Consider the following 19,287-nt stretch of genomic DNA (forward strand, 5'->3'; position numbering starts at 1 on the left):
TTTGTAATAGGCAACACCGACGAAGGCGCCTAGCCTGTGCAGACGATTGATCGAGGTGTGCGATGCGTTTGCTAGTGGTTGAAGATGAAGCCAAGACCGCCGACTTCCTGGCCAAGGGCCTCAAGGAGTCCGGCTTTGCCGTGGATGTGGCACTCAACGGCCTGGACGGGCGCTATTTTGTCGAACAGCAGGAATACGACCTGATCATCCTTGACGTGATGCTGCCGGGGCTCAATGGCTGGCAACTGCTGCAACTGATTCGCCAGCGCGGCGCCACACCGGTGCTGTTTTTGACCGCCAGGGATGCTATCGAAGACCGCGTGCGCGGCCTGGAGCTAGGCGCCGACGATTACCTGCTCAAACCTTTCGCCTTTGCCGAGTTGCTCGCCCGGGTGCGCACGCTGCTGCGTCGCGGCCCGCTACGCGAGGCCGAGTCGTATGCCATCGCCGATCTTGAAATCGACGTGCTGCGCCGTCGCGTCAGCCGGGGTGGCCAGCGCATCAGCCTGACCAACAAGGAATTCGCCCTGCTGCAACTGCTGGCCAGCCGCCCGGGCGAGGTGCTGTCCCGCACCCTGATCGCCTCCCAAGTGTGGAACCTAAATTTCGACAGCGACACCAATATGGTCGAAGTCGCCGTGCGTCGCCTGCGGGCCAAGGTCGACGATCCCTACATGCCCAAGTTGATCCACACCGTGCGCGGCGTTGGTTATCAACTGGAAGCACCCGATGAGTAAATCCATCGCCTGGCGTCTGGCGCTGGCGATCGCCATGACCTGCGCGTTGGTACTGAGTGTGATCGGGGTGTTTCTGTATCGATCGCTGGCCTCGGAACTGGCGTTTCGTGATGACCAGGCGCTGCTCGGGCGCTTTGAACAAGTGCGCGCCCTGCTGCATGACAGCGATAGCCTCGAAGCCCTGCAGGAGCGCCCGCGCCTGTACCAGAACATGCTGGGCAACCTGGACAGTGTGCTACTGGTCAAGCGCGCCGATGGCAGCCCTCTGATCGCCATCAACCCTCATCAGCAAACCTTGCCGGATATGCAGCCCATTGCCCAGGGACGCGCACCGCAGCGTGCAGATATCAGAACGCTGGACCAGACAGTATTGCTGGTCGGGATGGCCCAGGGGCCCGCCGGTGAAACTCTGAGCGTGACCGTAGGCAAGCGTCTTGACGAGCGTGAGCAAATGCTCGCCAGTTATCGCCTGCGCTTGTATGGCGCTGTGGGTCTGGGCGCGCTGCTGGCTTTCGGCCTTGGCCTGTTGCTGTTGCGTCGCGGCCTTGAGCCTTTGCGTGAGCTGGCCCACGCCATGGCTGGCATCGATCCGCGCAGCCTTGACCAGCGCATGGCCACACATGACGTGCCTGCCGAACTCAAGGAGCCGGTACAGGCTCTCAACGCCATGCTGACACGCCTGGAAGACAGCTTTGCGCGGCTGTCACAGTTCTCCGCCGACCTGGCCCATGAAATCCGCACGCCGTTGCACAACCTGCTGGGCAGCAACAGCCTGGCACTGAACCAGTCACGCAGCCCGACTGAGTACCAGGAAGTACTTGCGTCGAATATCGAAGAGTACGAGCGGCTCAACCGTATGGCCGAAAACCTGATGTTTCTCGCCCGCGCCGAACACGGCCAGCGCCCGTTGCAGTTGCAAGTGCTGGACCTTGGTGAGGTGGGCGACGAGCTGTGCGATTACTTCGAAGCACTCGCTGAGGACCGGCAGCTGCAGTTGGACAATCAGCTCAGCGGCTCGCTGATGGCCGATCAACAGCTGCTGCAGCGGGCACTGGGCAATTTACTGGCCAATGCCGTGCGCCATGCTCAACCGGGCTCTACCGTACGCTTGCAGCGCCATGACGATGCCGGGTTTTGCTGGATCGGTGTGCACAACCCTGGCCCGCCGATTGAGGCGCAGCATCTGGGCAAGTTGTTTGACCGTTTTTACCGGGTCGATCCTTCACGGGCCCAACCGGGGGACTCGGGCGGGCTCGGGTTGGCGATTGTGCATTCGATCATGCAATTGCATGGCGGCCAGGTGCGGGTGGTCAGTGATACCAGCGGCACGCTGTTTGAACTGGGGTTTGCTCAATAACCTTTTTAGTTTTCCTGTGGGCGCGGCGGTGCGACGAAGTGTCGGCGCTGACCAATTCGGCGAAAAATCGGGTCACGACGGAGCGCTTGCCCCCCTCCTTCACCGAGCGCCGGTCAGAAACGTGAAAATAGTCTGTTATCAGGGGTTTACAAGCCCAAACATCCGGGTATACTCGTCGCCCATAACGCCGGTATAGCTCAGTTGGTAGAGCAACTGACTTGTAATCAGTAGGTCCCGAGTTCGACTCTTGGTGCCGGCACCATACGCAACACCAGAAGAGGCTCACCGAAAGGTGGGCCTTTTTTGTTTTCAGGGTTTGGAGAAGACTCAAGAGCACCACATGGTGATGGTCTTGAGCCGATTAAAAATTCTGAACGCTCAGCTCGCGCAATGCAGCTGTTGCTAGAAACCCCGAACGGGATGCATAGCGGTGGTCCCTGCTCACTCGTTCATCAATGCGCTGCAACAGGTTTTCTGGCAAAGAAGCGTTGAACCGAACCGACTTGCCAAGGTAAGGCGTCAAATCGAAGTCAACGATTGCCCATATTCCACCGACAAAATCCGGGTTCTCCAGGTGGGCATCCACGTCCTTGCCCTGCGGCAGCTCGCCGCCGTCCGCAACAATGCCTTCCAGATGCAAAGCCAATGCTTCCTGCACGTTATCCAGCGCTTGCGAAAAAGTGCTCCCGGCAGAAAAACAGCCTGGCACATCAGGCACCGTTACGCTGAATTCGGAATCTGCGTCTTTATGTATGACCACTGGAAATTTCATGACCGTAACTCTCCCTTGAGACCTGCGGATTTGAGAATGTTGTGCAGCGTCCCTATGGCAATTTCTGACTTGGGATGTGGAACCGTTACCCGACCCGCTTTGGCTGGATGCTTGAACTGATGGTGACTTCCCTTGATTGCGATCTCAAACCATCCATCTGCCACCAATAATTCAATAAGCTCACGACTTCGCACTTGATCACCACGCATTGTGTGTACGCTACACACCATTGAAAAATGGTGCAATCGTAAAATACACACACTACACACCAAAAAACGCGATCGGCTTAGAGTTGTGTTACACCCTGTGCACCCGAACGACTCTATCTCCAGCAGTATTATCGCTGTCCGCCCCCCCCCCCCCAATGAACCTCCCCCTTGCATAAATACTGTCCCATCACAATAATGCGATCGATTACCAATTACATTTTGGTTGCATCATTATGTCGGCGCTCGACCCTTCAGCTCTTCATCGGTTGTACAGCGATCACAACAGTTGGCTAAAGGGCTGGTTGCGCGTGCGCCTGGGCAATACGGCGGATGCCTGCGACCTGGCCCAGGACACGTTCCTGCGGGTCATGACTGCACGCCATGACACACCCATTCGGGAGCCCCGTGGTTATCTGAGCGCCATTGCCCGCTCGCTGTTGATCGACAAAGTGCGCCGCCGCACCATCGAGCAAGCCTATCTGCAGGCGCTGGCACTCAAGCCCGAGCCTGTGGATATTTCGCCAGAAATACGCCTGTCGATTATCGAAACGCTGATTTCGATCGACAGCCTGCTCGATGAGCTGGGCCCCAGAACGCGGGAAATTTTCCTCGCCGTGCAGCTCGAAGGCTTGAGTTATGTTGCCGTCGCCGAGCGTTTCGAGGTGTCGGTTACCACGGTGAAAAATCATTTGATTCGCGCCATGACCCGCTGCCTGTTGCTGGTCGACAATTGATGTCCCCTGCCCCGGATCTCAAGGCGCTGGAGGCTGCTGCCACCTGGTATGTACAACTTAATGACGGCACCACCGACGAGGCTCGCACCCGGGACTGGCAGGCCTGGTTGAGAGCCTGCCCACAACATGAAGCGGCCTGGGCACGGCTTGAGAGGTTCCAGCGCCAATGGGCATTGATGCCCCAGGAGGCCGCTCTCTCCAGCCTCGACGCCGCAAAAACCCAACGCCGTGATGTGCTGAAAATCCTTGGCATGCTGCTGGCCGTTGGCAGCGGTACCTGGCTGGCGGCCGAGCAGGTGCCCTATCGCTCGATGCTTGCGGGGCAGCGTACCGCCGTCGGTGAGCGGCGTTCGCTGCGCCTTGAGGATGGCTCACAACTGGAGCTGAACGCCAACACTGCGCTGGATATCCACTTCGACGCCAAACAGCGTGTGATTCGTCTGCACCAGGGTGAAATCTTGATTCAGACCGCCAAGGATCCTGAGCAGCGTCCCTTTATCGTGCAGACCGAGGACGGCAGCGTGCGCGCCCTTGGCACCCGTTTCAGCGTGCGCCAATTGCCCGAGCACACACGAGTCGGGGTGCTGCAATCCGCCGTGGAAATTCGCCCGCTTGAGCTGATCCATCAGCCCCTGCGTCTGGAGACCGGACAACAAGTCACTTTCGATAGCAATGCAATCGGCAGGGTTCAGCCTTTGCCTGCGGCCTCAACCGCCTGGGTACAGGGCATGTTGAGCGTGGACGACTGGCGCCTGGGCGATTTTATCGAGGAGTTGGGCCGTTATCGTCCGGGCGTGCTGCGTTGTGCAACAGCCGTTCAGCATTTACGCATCTCGGGGGCCTTTCGTATCGATGACACCGATACGGTGCTGGAGAATCTGGGTAAAACCCTGCCAGTCAACGTTCGCTTCTTCACCCGCTACTGGGCCAGCATCGAACCGGCATAAGCTCAGGTGCAAATGGTTTGAACTTTAACCTTGCTGATTTAGATTCTCATCCGTCAATGACATAAGCCGCGACTACAGCGCGTTTGTGCCATGACCACGCAAGGATCATCGAATGCCCCCGCTCCCCCTCAATACCACCACCAAAATAGCCCGCGCTGTGCGCCTGGCGGTATTTGGCGCGTCCCTCGCCAGCCTGTCCGGTCTGGCGCTGCTACCGGCCCAGGCCGCAGCGCAAAGCCAGGCGCAGTACCAGATTGCCCCTGGCCCTCTGGGCAGCGCCCTGACCCGGTTTGGTGTGCAGGCTGGGGTTACGATTTCGTTTGATACCGAACAGGCCCGTCACCTCAAGACCGGCGGGCTTGAAGGTTCATACAGCGTCGAGGAAGGCCTGGAGCGCTTGCTTGCCAATAGCGGGTTGCAAGCCGAGCGCCAGAGCAACGGGGGTTATGTACTGGTCGCTAGCAACAGTGAAGCCGCGCTGGAGCTGGGGGCCACTCAAGTTGTCACCAACCAGTTGGGTACCGTTACCGAAGGCACCGGTTCCTACACGCCGGGCGCTATCGCCACGGCCACTCGCCTGGTGCTCACACCGCGGGAAACGCCGCAATCGATCAGCGTAATCACCCGCCAGCATATGGATGACTTCGCCCTCGACAATGTTGACGACGTGATGCGCCATACACCGGGCATTACCGTCTCGGCCTACGACACGGACCGCACCAACTACTACTCGCGTGGTTTTTCGATCAACAACTTCCAGTACGACGGCATCCCCTCCGCCGTACGCAACGTTGCCTATTCAGCGGGTAATACCCTGAGCGACATGGCTATTTATGACCGTATCGAGGTACTCAAGGGCGCTTCAGGTTTGCTCAGCGGGGCGGGGTCCCTGGGCGGCACCATCAACCTGGTGCGTAAAAAACCCACCCATGATTTTCACGGCCATATCACCGCAGGCGCAGGCTCGTGGGACAACTACCGGACTGAAGTAGACCTCAGCGGCCCATTGACCGAAACCGGTAATGTGCGCGGTCGTGCGGTAGCGGCCTATCAGGACCGGCAATCGTATATCGACCGCTACTCCAACCAGAGTTCGGTGTTCTACGGCATCCTCGAAGTCGACCTGACGCCAGACACCTTGCTGACCGTGGGCGCCGATTATCAGGACAACAAACCCCAGGGCTCCACCTGGTCGGGGAGCTTCCCGCTGTACAACTACGCGGGCGAGATCAACAGCGCCAAACGCTCATTCAGCAACGCCACCGACTGGAGCAGCTGGCAGCAATACACCCGCACGGTGTTCGCGACCCTGGAACAGGACCTGGGCAGAGGTTGGGTGGGCAAGCTGCAACTGGACCACAAGATCAATGGCTACGATGCCCAGCTGGGAGCGATTCAGTTCAACCAGCCTGCGGCTGATGGCACCGCCAATATCAATGCTCAACGTTACAAGGGCGAAACCACCAGCGACGCGGCCGACCTCTATGTCAGCGGCCCCTACGAGTTTCTCGGCCGTGAACACGATTTGGTGTTGGGCGGCTCCATCAGTACCGCCAACTGGAAAGGCAAAGGCTATTGGGACGTGACCTTCTCCACCCCCAATCTGGTGGATTACTTCAACTGGGACGGCCATCTGGCCAAACCTGACTGGGGCAACGCATCTCAAATCAGCGATGACACCGTGCGCCAGACCGGCATGTATGCAACCACGCGCCTGAATGTCACAGATGAGCTGAAAGTGTTTCTGGGCGGGCGGGTGGTCGACTACACCCTTACGGGTACCACCAATACCTATCGCGAAACAGGACGCTTGATTCCCTATGCGGGCATTACTTATGACCTGACCGATTACCTGACGGCCTATGCCAGCTACACCGATGTATTCATGCCCCAGGAGTTCTACAACCTGGATCGCAACAGCAAAATGCTTGACCCAGACGAGGGTGAAAACTACGAGATCGGCCTCAAGAGCGAGTTCTTCGATGGCCGCCTGAACGCCAGCCTGGCGTACTTTGAGGTCAAGGAAAGCAACCGTCCCATCCCCGACGATGCCTGGAACAACCTGCAACCCACCCCGCCCAACTATGCCTTCAAGGGCACTGCGGCTAAAACCAAGGGCTACGAGCTGGAGATATCCGGCGAGCTGAGCCCGGGCTGGAGCCTGCAGGCCGGTTACACGCACAAGGTGGTACGCGATGACAACGGTAAAAAGATCTCGACCTTCGAACCCGAAGACCAACTGAGCTTCTACACCATCTACAAACTGAAGGGCGACCTCAACAAAGTCTCCGTGGGCGGTGGCGCACGCTGGCAGAGCACGGCCTGGCAAGAGATGTTCAACGGCCCCAAGGACAGGTACGAAGACTTCTCGCAAAAGCCCTACTGGGTGGTGGACCTGATGACCCGTTATCAATTCACGGAAAACCTGTCGACCACGCTTAACGTCAACAACGTGTTCGACAAGTATTACTACACCAATATCGGGTTCTATAACTCGGCGATTTATGGCGAGCCGCGCAACTTTATGCTGACCACTCGCTGGGATTTCTGACACGCATATCCAATTGTGGGAGCGAGCCCGCTCGCGAAGGCCTGCAGAGCTTCGCAAGCAGGGTAGCCCCCACGATTTTGGGGCTTCGCGAGGTGGCCTTTACTCCGGCCTACGCTTGTTGCAGAACCTTTAATGCTGCCGAAGCCAGAAATCCTGAACGGCTCTTTTGCTCAGGATGATGCTTCACATAATCATCGATCCGATTCAGCAAGATTGCGGGCAAGGTGATATTCAGCTTTTCCGCCTTTCCGAGGTATCTGGTGATATCGATATCGACCAATGCCCAGATGCAGCCCTCATACTCGGGGTTGGAAACATGAGCGCTTACAGGGGTTGCAACAGGAATTCTGGCGCAATCCTCTGCCAAAATCTCCAGATGCCCTTCAATGGCTTCGCGTGCCATGACCATCGCGTCGTCAAGATCCTCCCCCGCAGAGAAGCACCCAGGGATATCCGGCACGTCTACACCCCAGGCATGTTGTTCATCGCCAGGGCGAATCGCTATTGGGTAAAGCATGTTCAAAACCTCCACAGGGCGGGTTAAAGCAGCCTGCTAGTCAAAGCTGAGCTTGCTTCAAAATACTGTTGATCGTTTTGGTCAGTAAATCTTTCTTCGGATGAGGAATCGTTACCAGCCCCGGCTTCGTCGGGTGCTTGAAGTGGTGATGACTTCCCTTGCTCCGTACCAGATACCAACCGTCAGCTTCTATTGCGGTTATCAGCTGTCGGCTATTCAAATTCGCCATCTCCAATAGTGGTTACTATAACCACCGCATTCATAAAATGTCATCCCCAATCATGGCTCCGGTAGCCTTTGCGCATGGATACCTCCTGACAGATGACCCCACATCATCTGTACCGTGAAAAACCATCCTTTGTCAGCCTACGGAGATGTAACCTCTAATTGCCGGAAGCAAAGTGACGACGATCACTTATTTCAACAATAAAAGCGCTTCCCGGAGCACCTCCCATGCACAGCGGTCCCACTCTTTTGCTGGTGTTGTTTTGCGCCATCGCGCTGATCATTTTCCTTATCGTCAAAGTCCGCGTTCATGCCTTTCTGGCCTTGACCGCTGCGAGCTTTGTGGTGGGAATCGGGTCAGGCATGCCGTTGGTAAAAATTGCTTCGTCGTATGAAGCCGGTGTCGGCGGAACCCTCGGGTTTCTGGCAACGATCATTGGCCTGGGCGGGATTCTGGGCAAGATGCTGGAGGAGTCCGGCGGTGCGGAGCGCATCGCTCAGACGCTGTTGAACACCCTGGGCAAGGACCGCGCTTCGTGGGCGATGATGCTCGTCGGATTTATCGCAGGCATCCCGGTGTTTTTCGAGGTGGGGTTCGTGCTTCTGATTCCGCTGATTTATGTAGTGGCCAAAGAGACTCGCATCAACCTGCTGTACTTGGGCGTACCTCTGGCGGTGTCGCTGATGACGGTGCATTGCATGTTGCCGCCACACCCTGCTGCGATGGCGATCACCGGGATGCTGGGCGCCGATGTCGGCAAAGTAATCATGTACGGTCTGATTGTCGCGCTGCCGACCGCCATGATTGCCGGGCCGCTGTGGGTCAAACTGGTGTGCAAGACCGAAGCACCAGCCACTCAGGAAGCTTTTTTGAACGAGCATTGCGATGACAGCAAAACCCGCGACCTGCCAGGCCTAGGCGTCACCCTGCTGACCATCGCCCTGCCGTTGCTGCTGATGGTCGGTAAAAGTTTCGCTGCCGGCCTTCCCCATGAATCCACCGCATTCAGCGTGATTTCGTTTATGGGCACCCCGCTGATCGCACTGTCGATTGCCGTGGTATTCGCTTATTGGGCACTGGGCTTGCGCCGCGGTTTGACCATGGCCGACCTGCTGGCTTACACGCAAAAGAGTTTTCCGCCGCTGGCCAGTATCCTGCTGATCATCGGTGCCGGCGGGGCATTCAATGGCATTCTGATCGACAGTGGCGTGGGTAGCGCGCTGTCCGCCTCGTTGACCCAATTGAATATGAACCCCATCGTGCTGGCCTGGCTGGTGGCCGGTTTGATGCACTTCGCGGTCGGCTCGGCAACAGTGGCCATGATCAGCGCCGCAGGCATGGTATTGCCTATGCTGGGAGCTCACCCGACCGTGAGCAAGGAGATCATCTGCATCGCCATCGGCGCCGGAGCCATGGGCTGGACCCATGTCACGGATTCGGCCTTCTGGGTGGTCAAGGAGTACCTGGGTGTATCCCTGACCGACGCCCTGAAAACCTTTACCACCGCCACCGTACTGGCTTCATCGATCGCGCTGGGGCTGACCCTGCTGCTGTCGCGCTTTGTTTGATTCAAACCGTATATTCAGACTTATCGTTTAAAGGACCCCGCCATGATTTTGGGCAGAACACTTGAAAACTGGTGCGCCAGCTTCCCGCTGATCCGCGAACTGGTCGCGTTGCAAGAAACCACCTGGTTCAACCCCGGGGTGGCACCGGTAGCGCAGGCGCTTGGCGATACAGGCCTGACCAGTGCCGACGTGGCCGATGCCAGCGCACGCCTTGGGCGGTTTGCTGCCTACCTGCGGGTTGCCTTCCCTGAGACAGAGGACAGTGCTGGCATTATCGAGTCGGACATCCTGCCCCTGACGCATTTGCAGCCGTTGCTCGGCGAGCGTTACGGGCAAAGCCTCAATGGCGCGCTGTGGCTCAAGCGCGACAGCCATCTGCCCATCTCCGGCTCGATCAAGGCCCGCGGCGGGATCTATGAAGTGCTCAAGCATGCCGAAGACCTGGCCCTGGCCGGTGGCCTGATTAAGCTCGACGACGACTACGCGCTGCTGCACAGCGACAAGGCCCGGGCCTTTTTTGGCCAGTACAAAATCGCCGTCGGCTCCACCGGCAATCTCGGCATGTCGATCGGCATCATGGGTGCTGCGCTGGGCTTTCAAGTGACCGTGCATATGTCAGCCGATGCCCGGCAATGGAAGAAAGACAAGCTGCGCTCCCACGGCGTTACTGTGGTGGAGTACGAAAGCGATTACAGCGTGGCCGTGGCCCAGGGTCGCCAGCAGGCTGAGTCCGACTCGAGTTGCCATTTTGTCGACGATGAAAACTCGGTCAATCTGTTCCTCGGCTACGCAGTGGCCGGCGAGCGTTTGAAACAGCAGTTCGCGGCGGCGCAAATCACCGTGGATGCCCAGCATCCCCTGTTTGTGTACCTGCCCTGCGGTGTGGGGGGCGCTCCCGGCGGCGTGGCTTTCGGCCTCAAGCTGGCCTTTGGTGATGCAGTGCATTGCATCTTCGCCGAACCGACCCACTCGCCCTGCATGCTGCTGGGTGTGTACACCGGGATGCACGACGAAGTCAGCGTGCAGGATTTCGGCATCGATAACGTCACCGCCGCAGACGGCCTCGCCGTGGGCCGCGCTTCCGGCTTTGTCGGCAAGGCCATGCAGCGCATGCTCGACGGCTTCTACACCGTCAGCGACGAGGAAATGTACAGCCTGCTGGCCCTGATGGAACGCAGTGAAGGCTTGCGCCTTGAGCCTTCCGCACTGGCAGGTGTGCCAGGTATTGCCCGGGTACTGGGCGAGCAGCAAGGCTATCTGGCCCGCGCTGGCCTGAGCCCGCAGGCCATGGCCAACGCCACCCACCTGGTGTGGGCAACGGGAGGAAATATGGTGCCTGCGGCCGAGATGGACGCCTATCTGGCCAAGGGTCGTGAGTTACTGGGCTGACTCAGGCGTAAAGCGGATGTGGCAAGATGGACTCATTGCCACATTCTGCAAGAAGTCGGCCTTTGGCTTGAGGGCAAACTACCGTGCTTAATCTTCCTCCCCGCATCAGCTCACGGCTCAACAGCAGCCAGTTCGCCAACCTTCATACCTTTCTGGTGGCCGCCCGACACCTGAGTTTTGCCCGCGCTGCGCAGGAACTTTGCCTGACCGCCAGCGCCGTCAGCCACCGCATCAGCCGGCTGGAAACGGCGTTGAATATGAAGCTGTTCCAGCGCCTTACCCGCCAGGTCAGCCTGACTGACGAAGGCGAGCGAATTTTCGAAATTCTGCAAAGTGCGATGGGGGAATTGTCCGAAGCCCTTGAACGCTCGTCACAGCCAGAAATTGCCGGAGCCATTGCGCTCTATGCCAGGCCATCGGTGGCCCAATGCTGGCTGGTGCCCCGGCTGGCCGACTTTATCGAGCGCTATCCGCTGGTCTCACTGGACCTGCGGGTGGGCAATGACAATGTCGACTTTCGCACACGCAAAATAGATCTGGCCTTGTACTACGCCAACGGCGAATTCCCCGGCCTCACCAGCCAGCGGCTGATGCGCGAATGCATGGCGCCGGTGTGCAGCCCGGAATATGCGCAGCGTCACCGTCTGCACGAAAACCCGCAAAATCTGAGCAACTGCACCACCCTGCACGACTCCCTGGCCTGGGACCATGCCGCCTATGATGCCGAGTGGACCCTGTGGGCCGAACAACACAACCTGCTCGCGGAACTGCCCAAACGTACCCTGACCTTCGACCGTTCGGACCTGTGCGTCACGGCCGCTATGAGCCACGCGGGGATCGCCATCGGGCGCCAGCAACTGGTGCAAAAACGTGTTGATCGCGGCGAACTGGTGCTGCCTTTTGGCGGTTTCAGGCAGTACGGTCACTATGATTATTATCTGGTGCACCCACCGCTCAATGTGGTGCCCAAGCGCTTGCAGGTGTTTATGAACTGGTTGCACATGTGCGCTCAGGAACAGACGATTGAGCAACGGCCAAACTGACCCTGATGGTGGTGTTCGGCGCCTGTACGAACGCTACATGACCACCTGCGTTTTGCACGATCTGACGCACAATCGCCAGCCCCAACCCGGTACCTTCGCTGCTTTGCCGGCCCTTGCGAAAGCGCAGGAACATGGCTTCGCGCTCCTCTGGCGCAATACCCTGCCCCTGGTCGCTGACCTCCAACTGCAAGTGCCCGGCCACCTTGCGCAGGGTCACCTGAACAGTGCCCATGCCGTGGACCAGCGCGTTTTCCAGCAGGTTGCCCAAAGCTTCACGCAACTGATCGGGATTGCCCCGGCATTCGCAACCTGCGGTGATATCCACCTCGATTACCCGACCACTGGCCTCAAAGAGCGGTAACAGCGCGGCACAGACTTCGCGAGTGAGACGCGAGAGATGGGTGCGCTGCTGCCCGTTATGGCCTTGGGCGGCCTCGCCTTCCTGACGCGCCAGTTCCAGTAGCTGAGTCACCAAACGGCGCATCTGGCGCATTTCCATGTCCAGCGCAGGCCACTCGACCTGCCCTGTGCGCCGGGCTGCTTGCAAGCGCAAATCCAGCACGGTCAACGGCGTGCGCAGTTCATGGGCTGCGTCGGCCACGAAACGCCGTTCGGCAGTGTAGGCCGCAGCCAAACGATCAAGCGCCGTATTGGCCGCAGCCGCCAGGGGCTGGATTTCACTCGGCAGGTTGTCCAGCGGGATACGTTGTTCTGGGTTTGCCGGCCCGATACTGCGCGCCAACTTGGCCGCCACCCGCACCGGACGCAAGGTCCAGTGCAGCAATAAAAGGATCAGACCCAATGACAGCAAACCGATAGGTACCATCATCACCAGGCTCTGGCGCAAGCGGGCCGCCAGCAGGTTGCCAATCACTTCGCGCTCAAGATTGTCCTGCTTGGCCACCATCAATATGGCACCGTCGGGCAACTCCACCGGCACGCTGACCACCCGCCCGCTGAAAGCGCTCCAGCGCATCCAGCCCGGGTTCGCACCTGGCTGCTTGAGCCGACGGGGATGTTTGAGGTTTTCGGACTTCCACAACAATCGACCATCGGCCGAGTACAACGAATAAGACAGTTCGCCACCGGCATAGTGGCGCGGCAGGCTGGCAGGGTCGCTGTCCACCCGAAAACCATCGGCAATCACCTGCGCTTCAATAGTCATTACCCCGCGGCGCAATTCGTCGCGGGTGCCATACAGGTAAATCGCCAGGTTGCCAAAACCCAGGGCGAACACCAGCAGCATGGCGGTCAACAGCCGCCAGCGCAGGCTGCGCAGGCTGCGCAGGCTGCGCTTAATCATGGGCGGGATCGAGGTTAAGCAAGCGATAGCCCAGCCCGCGTACGGTCTCGATCCGGCTATGAGCACCCGCCTCAGCGAGTTTGCGCCGTAGTCGTGAGACCAGTGCTTCGATGGCATTCAGGGTCACAGGCTCATTGAAGGCATACAGCCGCTCTTCGAGTTGCTCCTTGATCACGATACGCGGTGCGATGCGCAGCATTTCTTCCAGCAGCATGGCTTCGCGTCGGGCCAGCACCAGCACCTCGGGGTGGCCATCCACGCTCAAGTGCCGGGTTTCAGGCTCGAATGTCAGATTGGCGCAGCGCAACGAGGTACTGACACGGCTTCCGGGACGGCGCAAGACTGCGCGCAATCGCGCCTCCAGTTCCTGCATGTCGAAGGGTTTGAGAATGTAGTCGTCCGCGCCTGCATTCAGCCCGTTGACCCGGCTTTGCAGGGCATCCCGCGCAGTCAGGATGATGCACGGCAAATCGGCATTGGCGCTGTGCTGACGCATGGCCAGCAGCGACATGCCGTCCATGTCCGGCAAGCCAAGATCCAGGATCATCGCGTCATAGCTGCCGACTTCCAGCAAAGCCTGGGCCGTGCGCCCATCTTCGGCGCCATCCACGGCAAATCCGGCTTGCAGCAGATGCTCGATCAGCAAACCGCGCAGTGCCCGGTGATCCTCAACAACCAGCACTTTCATTTACTTCAATCCACAAAAAGGTCAGCCACGACGATAAAAAACGGCGCAGCGGGAAATCAACGAGGGCTCGTCAGGTTCCGGTCAGGTTGAGCTGGCAACATTCGCAAACAAGAAACGCAACTGAGACAGCTTATTATTTTCATTTGCGCAATAGCAAGAATCCCAGGAACGCTGTTTATGAACTGCCACCGCTGCAGCACCGTTGCCCCCTCTCCTTTTGCCCGCAAGCCTCTGGCTATTTTTACCGCACTGGTCAGCCTTGGCCTGCCCCTGACGGCAGTTTGCGCCGATGAAGAAGAACTACCTTCCGGGGCAACGGCCAATGCCGCGCCACTGGAGGTCGGCTCAACGGTGGTTACGGCTTCGGGCTTCAGCCAGGACGTGCGCGATGCACCCGCCAGCATCTCGGTGATTACCCGCGAAGAGCTGGAAAACAAGCAGTTCCGCTCACTTGCCGATGCCGTTCGCAATGTTGAAGGCGTGAGCATCATCGGCGGTGACAAGGGCGAGATTTCCATTCGCGGCATGGAGTCCAGCCACGTCCTGATCCTGATTGACGGTCGTCGCCAGAACACCAGCCAGGTCACGCTCAAGGGCGGCACCTCCGAAGGCCTGGGCATGAACTGGATACCGCCCGTCGAAGCGATTGATCGTATTGAGGTGGTGCGCGGCCCGATGTCCACGCTCTACGGCTCCGAAGCACTGGGCGGGGTGATCAACGTCATCACTCGCAAAGTGGCGCGGCAATGGTCAGGGTCGGTATCCGCGGACCACACCTTCCAGGACAGCTCCAAAGCAGGTGACAGCACGCAACTGGACGGGTACGTGTCCGGTCCGCTGGTCGAAGACCGTCTCGGCATTCAGCTCTGGGGCTACGACAAGCAACGCGACGAGGACAAAATCCTCAACGGCTTCTCCAAATCGACCCGCCACAGCGGCACCGCACGCCTGTGGCTGACCCCTGATGAGCAACAGGAGTTCATGCTCGAAGCCGGCCGCACCGAGCAGGAGTTCTGGAACAACCCGGGCAAAAGCCTGGCGCCTACAGCCGCGAAAAACAACAACCAGTACACCCGCGATACTTATGTTTTGGCCCACACCGGCAACTGGGATTTCGGTACTACCGATATCAGCCTGTATCGCGAAGAAGCGACCCGCGCCAGCGATGTCCAGACCGGCAATCAGAGCGTCACGCCTGAAGTCACCAACTCGGTATTCGAAAGCAAAATCAGCCTGCCGTTTGACCGCAACGTCTTTGTTGCCGGCGCCCAGTGGAAAAAAGACGAGCTGGAGGCGGACGGTTATTACGCCAGCCCGCAGGGTGCTGGGATTGGCACTTCGATGACAGAAAAATCGCTGTTCGCCGAGAACGAATGGAGCGTGACTGACAGCTTCAGCCTGACCACCGGTATTCGCATGGACGACAACGAGTTCTTCGGTCGCCATTGGACACCACGCTTTTACGGCGTATGGCGCCTCAATCCGGACTGGACGCTAAAAGGCGGCGTGGCCAAGGGCTTCAAGTCGCCGACCATCACCCAGACCAACCCCAATATCGGCCTGCCGCAACGCGGTGGTGCTTACACCTGGGGCAACCCGGATTTGAAACCGGAAGAAAGCGAAAACCGCGAAATCGGCCTTTACTACGACGCCGGTGGAAAATTCAGCGGTAATGTCACGCTGTTCGACACCGACTACGAAAACAAGATCGCCAACACCGGCACCCGCCAGCTGTACTACCCGGACGGCAGCCCGGTACCTGCAGACCCGATCACCGGGCGCATCTACAGCACCTATTTCAATATCACCGGTGCCACGGTGCGCGGCATCGAGACCGCTGCCCGTTATCGCTTCAACGACCGGGTGCAGCTCAAGGGCGAGTACACCTACCTGCACTCCAAAGTGTCCAGCGGCGAGGCAACCATTCTAGGCTTTGGCTACCCACTGGCCGAGGGCCAGCCCCTGGTGGCCACGCCCAAGCACTCTGGCAGCGCGACGCTGGACTGGCAAATCATCGACTCGGTTTCCAGCTTCGCCACCGTCAGCTATCGCGGTGAAGAAACCAGCATTGCCTGGGGTCAGGGCGGCGCCGTGTCACAAAGCGAGCAAGCCATCACTACCGTGGATGTGGGCGCCACCTGGCAAGCTACCCAGGATCTGTCCTTGAGCCTGGTCGGCTATAACCTGACCAATCAGGTCAGGGAGCAGGATGTGGACTCCGATTATTCCTATGCCGAAGACGGCCGACGCTTTTGGGTCAAAGCCAACTATACGTTCTGACCCTGAACCGGGCTGCGCGCCCAAGGTATTCATATGAGCGATGCCCTTAATCCTGCGCCGCAGACGGCCTACCGTCTGGCCATTGCCGCACGCACCGTACTGGCCATTTTTGGCAGTTACCTGTTTGCCGCCTTGGCGGCGGCGAGCCTCAGTCTGTTGCTGCCCGGGCCTCGGGCGCAGGCAGTGCTGAGCGCCACCATGCTGGCCTTTGCGCTGTATTGCGCGATGGCAATCTGGGCATTTAGCGCCGCATCTGCAATCCGGGCCTGGCTTGTTGCCTTGGCTTGCTGCGTGCCGCCGGCCCTCCACCTGCTGCTGCGGGAAGTCATGCCATGAAGGCCCTCGGTTTTCGTCAGGCCAACGCCTGGCTGCACACATGGGTCGGGCTGTTACTCGGCTGGTTGCTGTATGCCGTGTTCCTGACCGGTACCCTGAGTTTTTTTCAGGAAGAAATCACGTTCTGGATGAAACCTGAACTGCACGCCTCTGTGCCCGACAACCAGACCGCGCAGCGCCTTGCGCAAGCCATGCAAAGCCTGGCGCCCAACGCTGCGCAATGGACCCTCACCCTGCCCGGCGAACGCAATGCCGGGGCGCAGGCACAGTGGTTCGACATCGGCCAGCCGGTCGTCAAAAGGGGCGGCCAAAGCGTGGCCCTGGATGCGGGCACGGCCGAACCGGTGACCCCGCGGGAAACCCGTGGCGGCGGTTTTCTTTATCGTTTTCACTTTGAGCTGTACGGCATGCCGCAAGTGCTGGCGCGCTGGATCGTCGGTATTGCGACCATGGTGATGCTGGTGGCGATTGTCAGCGGGGTGATCACCCACAAAAAAATCTTTAAGGAGTTCTTCACTTTTCGTCCACGCAAGGGACAACGCTCATGGCTGGACGCGCACAATGCCACTGCAGTGCTGGCCCTGCCGTTTCACTTGATGATCACTTACAGCGGTTTGTTGCTGCTGATGTTTATGTTGATGCCCTGGGGCGTTGAAAGCGCCTATCGCGGTGATACCCAAAAGTTCTTCAACGAAAGCGGCGGACGCGGTGCCCGTACTGCGCCAGCAATGGGTGCAGGCGATCAGCCATTGGGCGAGCAGGTGCCACTGACGGACGTTGCCCCCCTGCTGGCCCAGGCCGAGCAGCGCTGGCCCCGAGGAGTCAGCAGCATCAGCGTGACCCGGCCCGGCACATCGGATGCCGTCATCGAACTGCGTGAACGCGGTGGCGACAGCCTGATCGACCGGGGCAACAGCGAACGGCTGCGTTTTGACGGTGTGAGTGGTGCTTTGTTGAACAGCCCACCCGCCCCTGCGATCAGCACGCCCAACGCGATCTATAACGTGTTGTCCAGCCTGCACCTGATCCGCTTTGCCGGTGCTCCGCTGCGCTGGTTTTTCTTTATCAGCGGGGTCGTGGGTACGGCAATGATTGCCACCGGGCTGGTGCTATGGGTGGTCAAACGCCTGCCGGAACGGCAGAAACTGGGGCGCACCCCCATCGGCCATCGTCTGGTCGAGGTGCTCAATGTCGGCACGGTTACGGGTCTGCCGCTGGCCATTGCCGCCTATTTTTGGGCTAATCGGTTATTACCCGTGGACATGACCCAGCGCAGCGCCTGGGAAATTCGCAGCTTCTTTATCATCTGGTTGCTGTGCCTGGTTCATCCACTGCTGCGCAGCCACAAACGAGCCTGGCTTGAACAGCTCTGGGTAGCTGCAGGGTTATTTGCAGCCTTGCCGCTGTTCAGTTTCGGCCTTGCACACAGCCATCTGCTGGCCAGCCTTGCACAGGGCCAATGGTTGCTGGCGGGCATGGACCTGACCTTGCTCGCCAGTGCAGCGCTGCTTGGCTACGCGGCCTGGAAACTCAACCGCCATCAACCGCTGCAACGGCCACAGCGCCAACCGCGTACGGTCAACACCCGACAAGAGAGCGCAGCATGATCTGGATATGCCTGGCGTTGAGTTTCAGTGGTTTCAGCGCACTCAGCCTGAGTACCGAGCGCCATCATGGGCAGGTGTTTGCAGACAAAGGCGGCCCGTTCAAGCGCCAGCTATTGCGCCTGCTGGGCTGGCTGCTGCTGGTTGGAGCGGTGATCCCCGGCGTTATCGAACTGGGCCCGTCAGTGGGTATCGCCTTGTGGGCGGCAGTGCTCAGCGTTGCGGCTGGCGGGCTGGTGATATTGCTGACATACCGGCCGCGCCTGATCGTGCCGCTGGCCGTTGCAGGGCCTTCAATGGCATTGGCGGTTTGGGTATTTTAGAACGCGTTATTTGTGCGCGAAGTTTTCTATTTTTACCTGACCATCCGGGAAAGTCGCGATGATTTCCAGCTCGCCACCCATGGCTTGAATGTAATTACGCAACGTACTGATATACATATCAGTGCGCCGCTCCATTTTGGAAACTGCCGCCTGGTTGATATTCAGCGCTTTGGCCAGTGTCTCCTGGCTCAGCGCCTGAGCTTTGCGCAACTCGTGCAAAGGCATTTCCTGCAAATGCTGATGGTATAAAGCCTGGGTTTGCTCACGCGCCTCTGGGGACATGCGCGCTTCAAGCTCGGCAAATTTTTTAGCCATTTTCCTGGCCCTCTTCAATCAGTGTCTGCAAATGGACTTCGTAGAGAATTTCCGCCAAAGGGACATTCTCTTCATACCATCGGTCGTGACCGGTCTTGTGACCGCCCGTTAACAGCAAGGCGCAGCGGCGTGGGTCAAAGGCATAAAGCACCCGGTAGGGGCGACCTCCATGCTGCACGCGTAGTTTGCGAAGGTTACCGTAGCGTGCCCCCTTGATATCGCTGCAATGGGGGAAGCGCAGGGCCGGACCGAGCAGCTCTAGCAATTTGACACTGGCCGCCACGCTGACCTGTTCCTTTTCACTGAGCGTTTCCCACCATAGGCCAAATTCGTCGGTGTACTCAACGTTCCATGTCATGCTCAAAATATTCCACCAAAGGAATATAAT

The 19,287-nt window shown here is 58.9% G+C and carries 20 protein-coding genes and 1 tRNA gene; 13 read left to right on the forward strand and 8 right to left on the reverse strand.

Annotated features, from left to right (window positions below):
* Positions 1-62 precede the first annotated feature (62 nt).
* From FHL07_RS17370 to FHL07_RS17380, 3 genes are all read left to right on the forward strand, one after another.
* Entirely contained in the window at positions 63-737 is a 675-nt protein-coding gene (locus FHL07_RS17370; RefSeq protein WP_138738730.1) for a heavy metal response regulator transcription factor, read from the forward strand.
* Entirely contained in the window at positions 730-2,094 is a 1,365-nt protein-coding gene (locus FHL07_RS17375) for a heavy metal sensor histidine kinase (protein WP_138738731.1), read from the forward strand. The genes FHL07_RS17370 and FHL07_RS17375 overlap by 8 nt, the downstream gene beginning before the upstream one ends.
* Positions 2,095-2,280: 186 nt before the next feature.
* Positions 2,281-2,356 (forward strand) — tRNA-Thr (locus FHL07_RS17380).
* 99 nt (positions 2,357-2,455) lie between these two features.
* On the opposite strand, the gene FHL07_RS17385 is transcribed toward FHL07_RS17380, so the two are convergent.
* Together FHL07_RS17385 and FHL07_RS17390 are read right to left on the reverse strand one after the other, a co-directional pair.
* The gene (locus tag FHL07_RS17385) at positions 2,456-2,866 is read right to left on the reverse strand and encodes a type II toxin-antitoxin system HicB family antitoxin (RefSeq protein WP_095025194.1); all 411 of its coding nucleotides are present in this window, start codon (positions 2,864-2,866) and stop codon (positions 2,456-2,458) included.
* Positions 2,863-3,060: a type II toxin-antitoxin system HicA family toxin gene (locus FHL07_RS17390; RefSeq protein WP_095017820.1), complete on the reverse strand. Its 198-nt coding sequence runs from the start codon at positions 3,058-3,060 to the stop codon at positions 2,863-2,865. Before FHL07_RS17390 ends, FHL07_RS17385 begins: the two co-directional genes overlap by 4 nt.
* Before the next feature lie 248 nt (positions 3,061-3,308).
* On the opposite strand from FHL07_RS17390, the gene FHL07_RS17395 reads away from it, so the two are divergent.
* The 3 genes from FHL07_RS17395 to FHL07_RS17405 all read left to right on the forward strand — a co-directional run bounded on the left by FHL07_RS17395 (position 3,309) and on the right by FHL07_RS17405 (position 7,307).
* The gene (locus tag FHL07_RS17395; protein ID WP_095000762.1) at positions 3,309-3,809 is read left to right on the forward strand and encodes a sigma-70 family RNA polymerase sigma factor; all 501 of its coding nucleotides are present in this window, start codon (positions 3,309-3,311) and stop codon (positions 3,807-3,809) included.
* Positions 3,809-4,756 (forward strand): FecR domain-containing protein, encoded by a 948-nt coding sequence (locus FHL07_RS17400; protein ID WP_138738732.1) that lies wholly within the window; start codon positions 3,809-3,811, stop codon positions 4,754-4,756. Before FHL07_RS17395 ends, FHL07_RS17400 begins: the two co-directional genes overlap by 1 nt.
* A gap of 112 nt (positions 4,757-4,868) precedes the next feature.
* The gene (locus FHL07_RS17405) at positions 4,869-7,307 is read left to right on the forward strand and encodes a TonB-dependent siderophore receptor (protein WP_095000760.1); all 2,439 of its coding nucleotides are present in this window, start codon (positions 4,869-4,871) and stop codon (positions 7,305-7,307) included.
* Positions 7,308-7,416: 109 nt separating this feature from the next.
* Here the strand turns inward: FHL07_RS17405 and FHL07_RS17410 are convergent, their stop codons facing one another.
* Positions 7,417-7,824 carry a type II toxin-antitoxin system HicB family antitoxin gene (locus FHL07_RS17410; RefSeq protein WP_138738733.1) on the reverse strand — a complete coding sequence of 136 codons (408 nt, stop codon included), beginning with the start codon at positions 7,822-7,824 and terminating at the stop codon, positions 7,417-7,419.
* A gap of 40 nt (positions 7,825-7,864) precedes the next feature.
* Positions 7,865-8,044: a type II toxin-antitoxin system HicA family toxin gene (locus FHL07_RS17415; protein WP_095001085.1), complete on the reverse strand. Its 180-nt coding sequence runs from the start codon at positions 8,042-8,044 to the stop codon at positions 7,865-7,867.
* 233 nt (positions 8,045-8,277) lie between these two features.
* Between FHL07_RS17415 and FHL07_RS17420 the strand changes: the two genes are divergently transcribed.
* From FHL07_RS17420 to dsdC, 3 genes are all read left to right on the forward strand, one after another.
* Positions 8,278-9,618 (forward strand): GntT/GntP/DsdX family permease, encoded by a 1,341-nt coding sequence (locus tag FHL07_RS17420; protein WP_138738734.1) that lies wholly within the window; start codon positions 8,278-8,280, stop codon positions 9,616-9,618.
* 42 nt (positions 9,619-9,660) lie between these two features.
* Positions 9,661-11,007, forward strand: a complete 1,347-nt coding sequence (gene dsdA, locus FHL07_RS17425; RefSeq protein ID WP_133143910.1) for a D-serine ammonia-lyase — start codon at positions 9,661-9,663, stop codon at positions 11,005-11,007.
* A gap of 83 nt (positions 11,008-11,090) precedes the next feature.
* Positions 11,091-12,050 carry a DNA-binding transcriptional regulator DsdC gene (dsdC, locus tag FHL07_RS17430; RefSeq protein WP_095038713.1) on the forward strand — a complete coding sequence of 320 codons (960 nt, stop codon included), beginning with the start codon at positions 11,091-11,093 and terminating at the stop codon, positions 12,048-12,050.
* On the opposite strand, the gene FHL07_RS17435 is transcribed toward dsdC, so the two are convergent.
* Together FHL07_RS17435 and FHL07_RS17440 are read right to left on the reverse strand one after the other, a co-directional pair.
* Positions 11,992-13,353: a sensor histidine kinase gene (locus FHL07_RS17435; protein ID WP_138738735.1), complete on the reverse strand. Its 1,362-nt coding sequence runs from the start codon at positions 13,351-13,353 to the stop codon at positions 11,992-11,994. The genes dsdC and FHL07_RS17435 overlap by 59 nt on opposite strands.
* Positions 13,346-14,041, reverse strand: coding sequence for a response regulator transcription factor (locus tag FHL07_RS17440; protein WP_138738736.1), 696 nt, complete (start codon positions 14,039-14,041; stop codon positions 13,346-13,348). Before FHL07_RS17440 ends, FHL07_RS17435 begins: the two co-directional genes overlap by 8 nt.
* A 177-nt stretch (positions 14,042-14,218) precedes the next feature.
* On the opposite strand from FHL07_RS17440, the gene FHL07_RS17445 reads away from it, so the two are divergent.
* The 4 genes from FHL07_RS17445 to FHL07_RS17460 are packed head-to-tail and all read left to right on the forward strand — an operon-like array spanning position 14,219 to position 18,584.
* Positions 14,219-16,321, forward strand: coding sequence for a TonB-dependent receptor domain-containing protein (locus FHL07_RS17445; protein ID WP_138738737.1), 2,103 nt, complete (start codon positions 14,219-14,221; stop codon positions 16,319-16,321).
* Positions 16,322-16,354: 33 nt separating this feature from the next.
* Entirely contained in the window at positions 16,355-16,657 is a 303-nt protein-coding gene (locus FHL07_RS17450; protein ID WP_095000752.1) for a hypothetical protein, read from the forward strand.
* Positions 16,654-18,264 (forward strand): PepSY-associated TM helix domain-containing protein, encoded by a 1,611-nt coding sequence (locus FHL07_RS17455; RefSeq protein ID WP_138738738.1) that lies wholly within the window; start codon positions 16,654-16,656, stop codon positions 18,262-18,264. Before FHL07_RS17450 ends, FHL07_RS17455 begins: the two co-directional genes overlap by 4 nt.
* On the forward strand, positions 18,261-18,584 hold the full coding sequence (locus FHL07_RS17460) for a DUF3325 domain-containing protein (RefSeq protein WP_095031414.1): 324 nt from the start codon (positions 18,261-18,263) through the stop codon (positions 18,582-18,584). Before FHL07_RS17455 ends, FHL07_RS17460 begins: the two co-directional genes overlap by 4 nt.
* 6 nt (positions 18,585-18,590) lie before the next feature.
* On the opposite strand, the gene FHL07_RS17465 is transcribed toward FHL07_RS17460, so the two are convergent.
* Both FHL07_RS17465 and FHL07_RS17470 read right to left on the reverse strand, forming a co-directional pair.
* Positions 18,591-18,899, reverse strand: a complete 309-nt coding sequence (locus FHL07_RS17465; RefSeq protein ID WP_095017778.1) for an XRE family transcriptional regulator — start codon at positions 18,897-18,899, stop codon at positions 18,591-18,593.
* Positions 18,892-19,257 (reverse strand): type II toxin-antitoxin system RelE/ParE family toxin, encoded by a 366-nt coding sequence (locus FHL07_RS17470; protein WP_130872324.1) that lies wholly within the window; start codon positions 19,255-19,257, stop codon positions 18,892-18,894. The genes FHL07_RS17465 and FHL07_RS17470 overlap by 8 nt, the downstream gene beginning before the upstream one ends.
* Positions 19,258-19,287 lie beyond the last annotated feature (30 nt).

It is taken from the genome of Pseudomonas sp. FSL W7-0098 (assembly GCF_005930585.1).
Lineage (GTDB): Bacteria > Pseudomonadota > Gammaproteobacteria > Pseudomonadales > Pseudomonadaceae > Aquipseudomonas > Aquipseudomonas bubulae.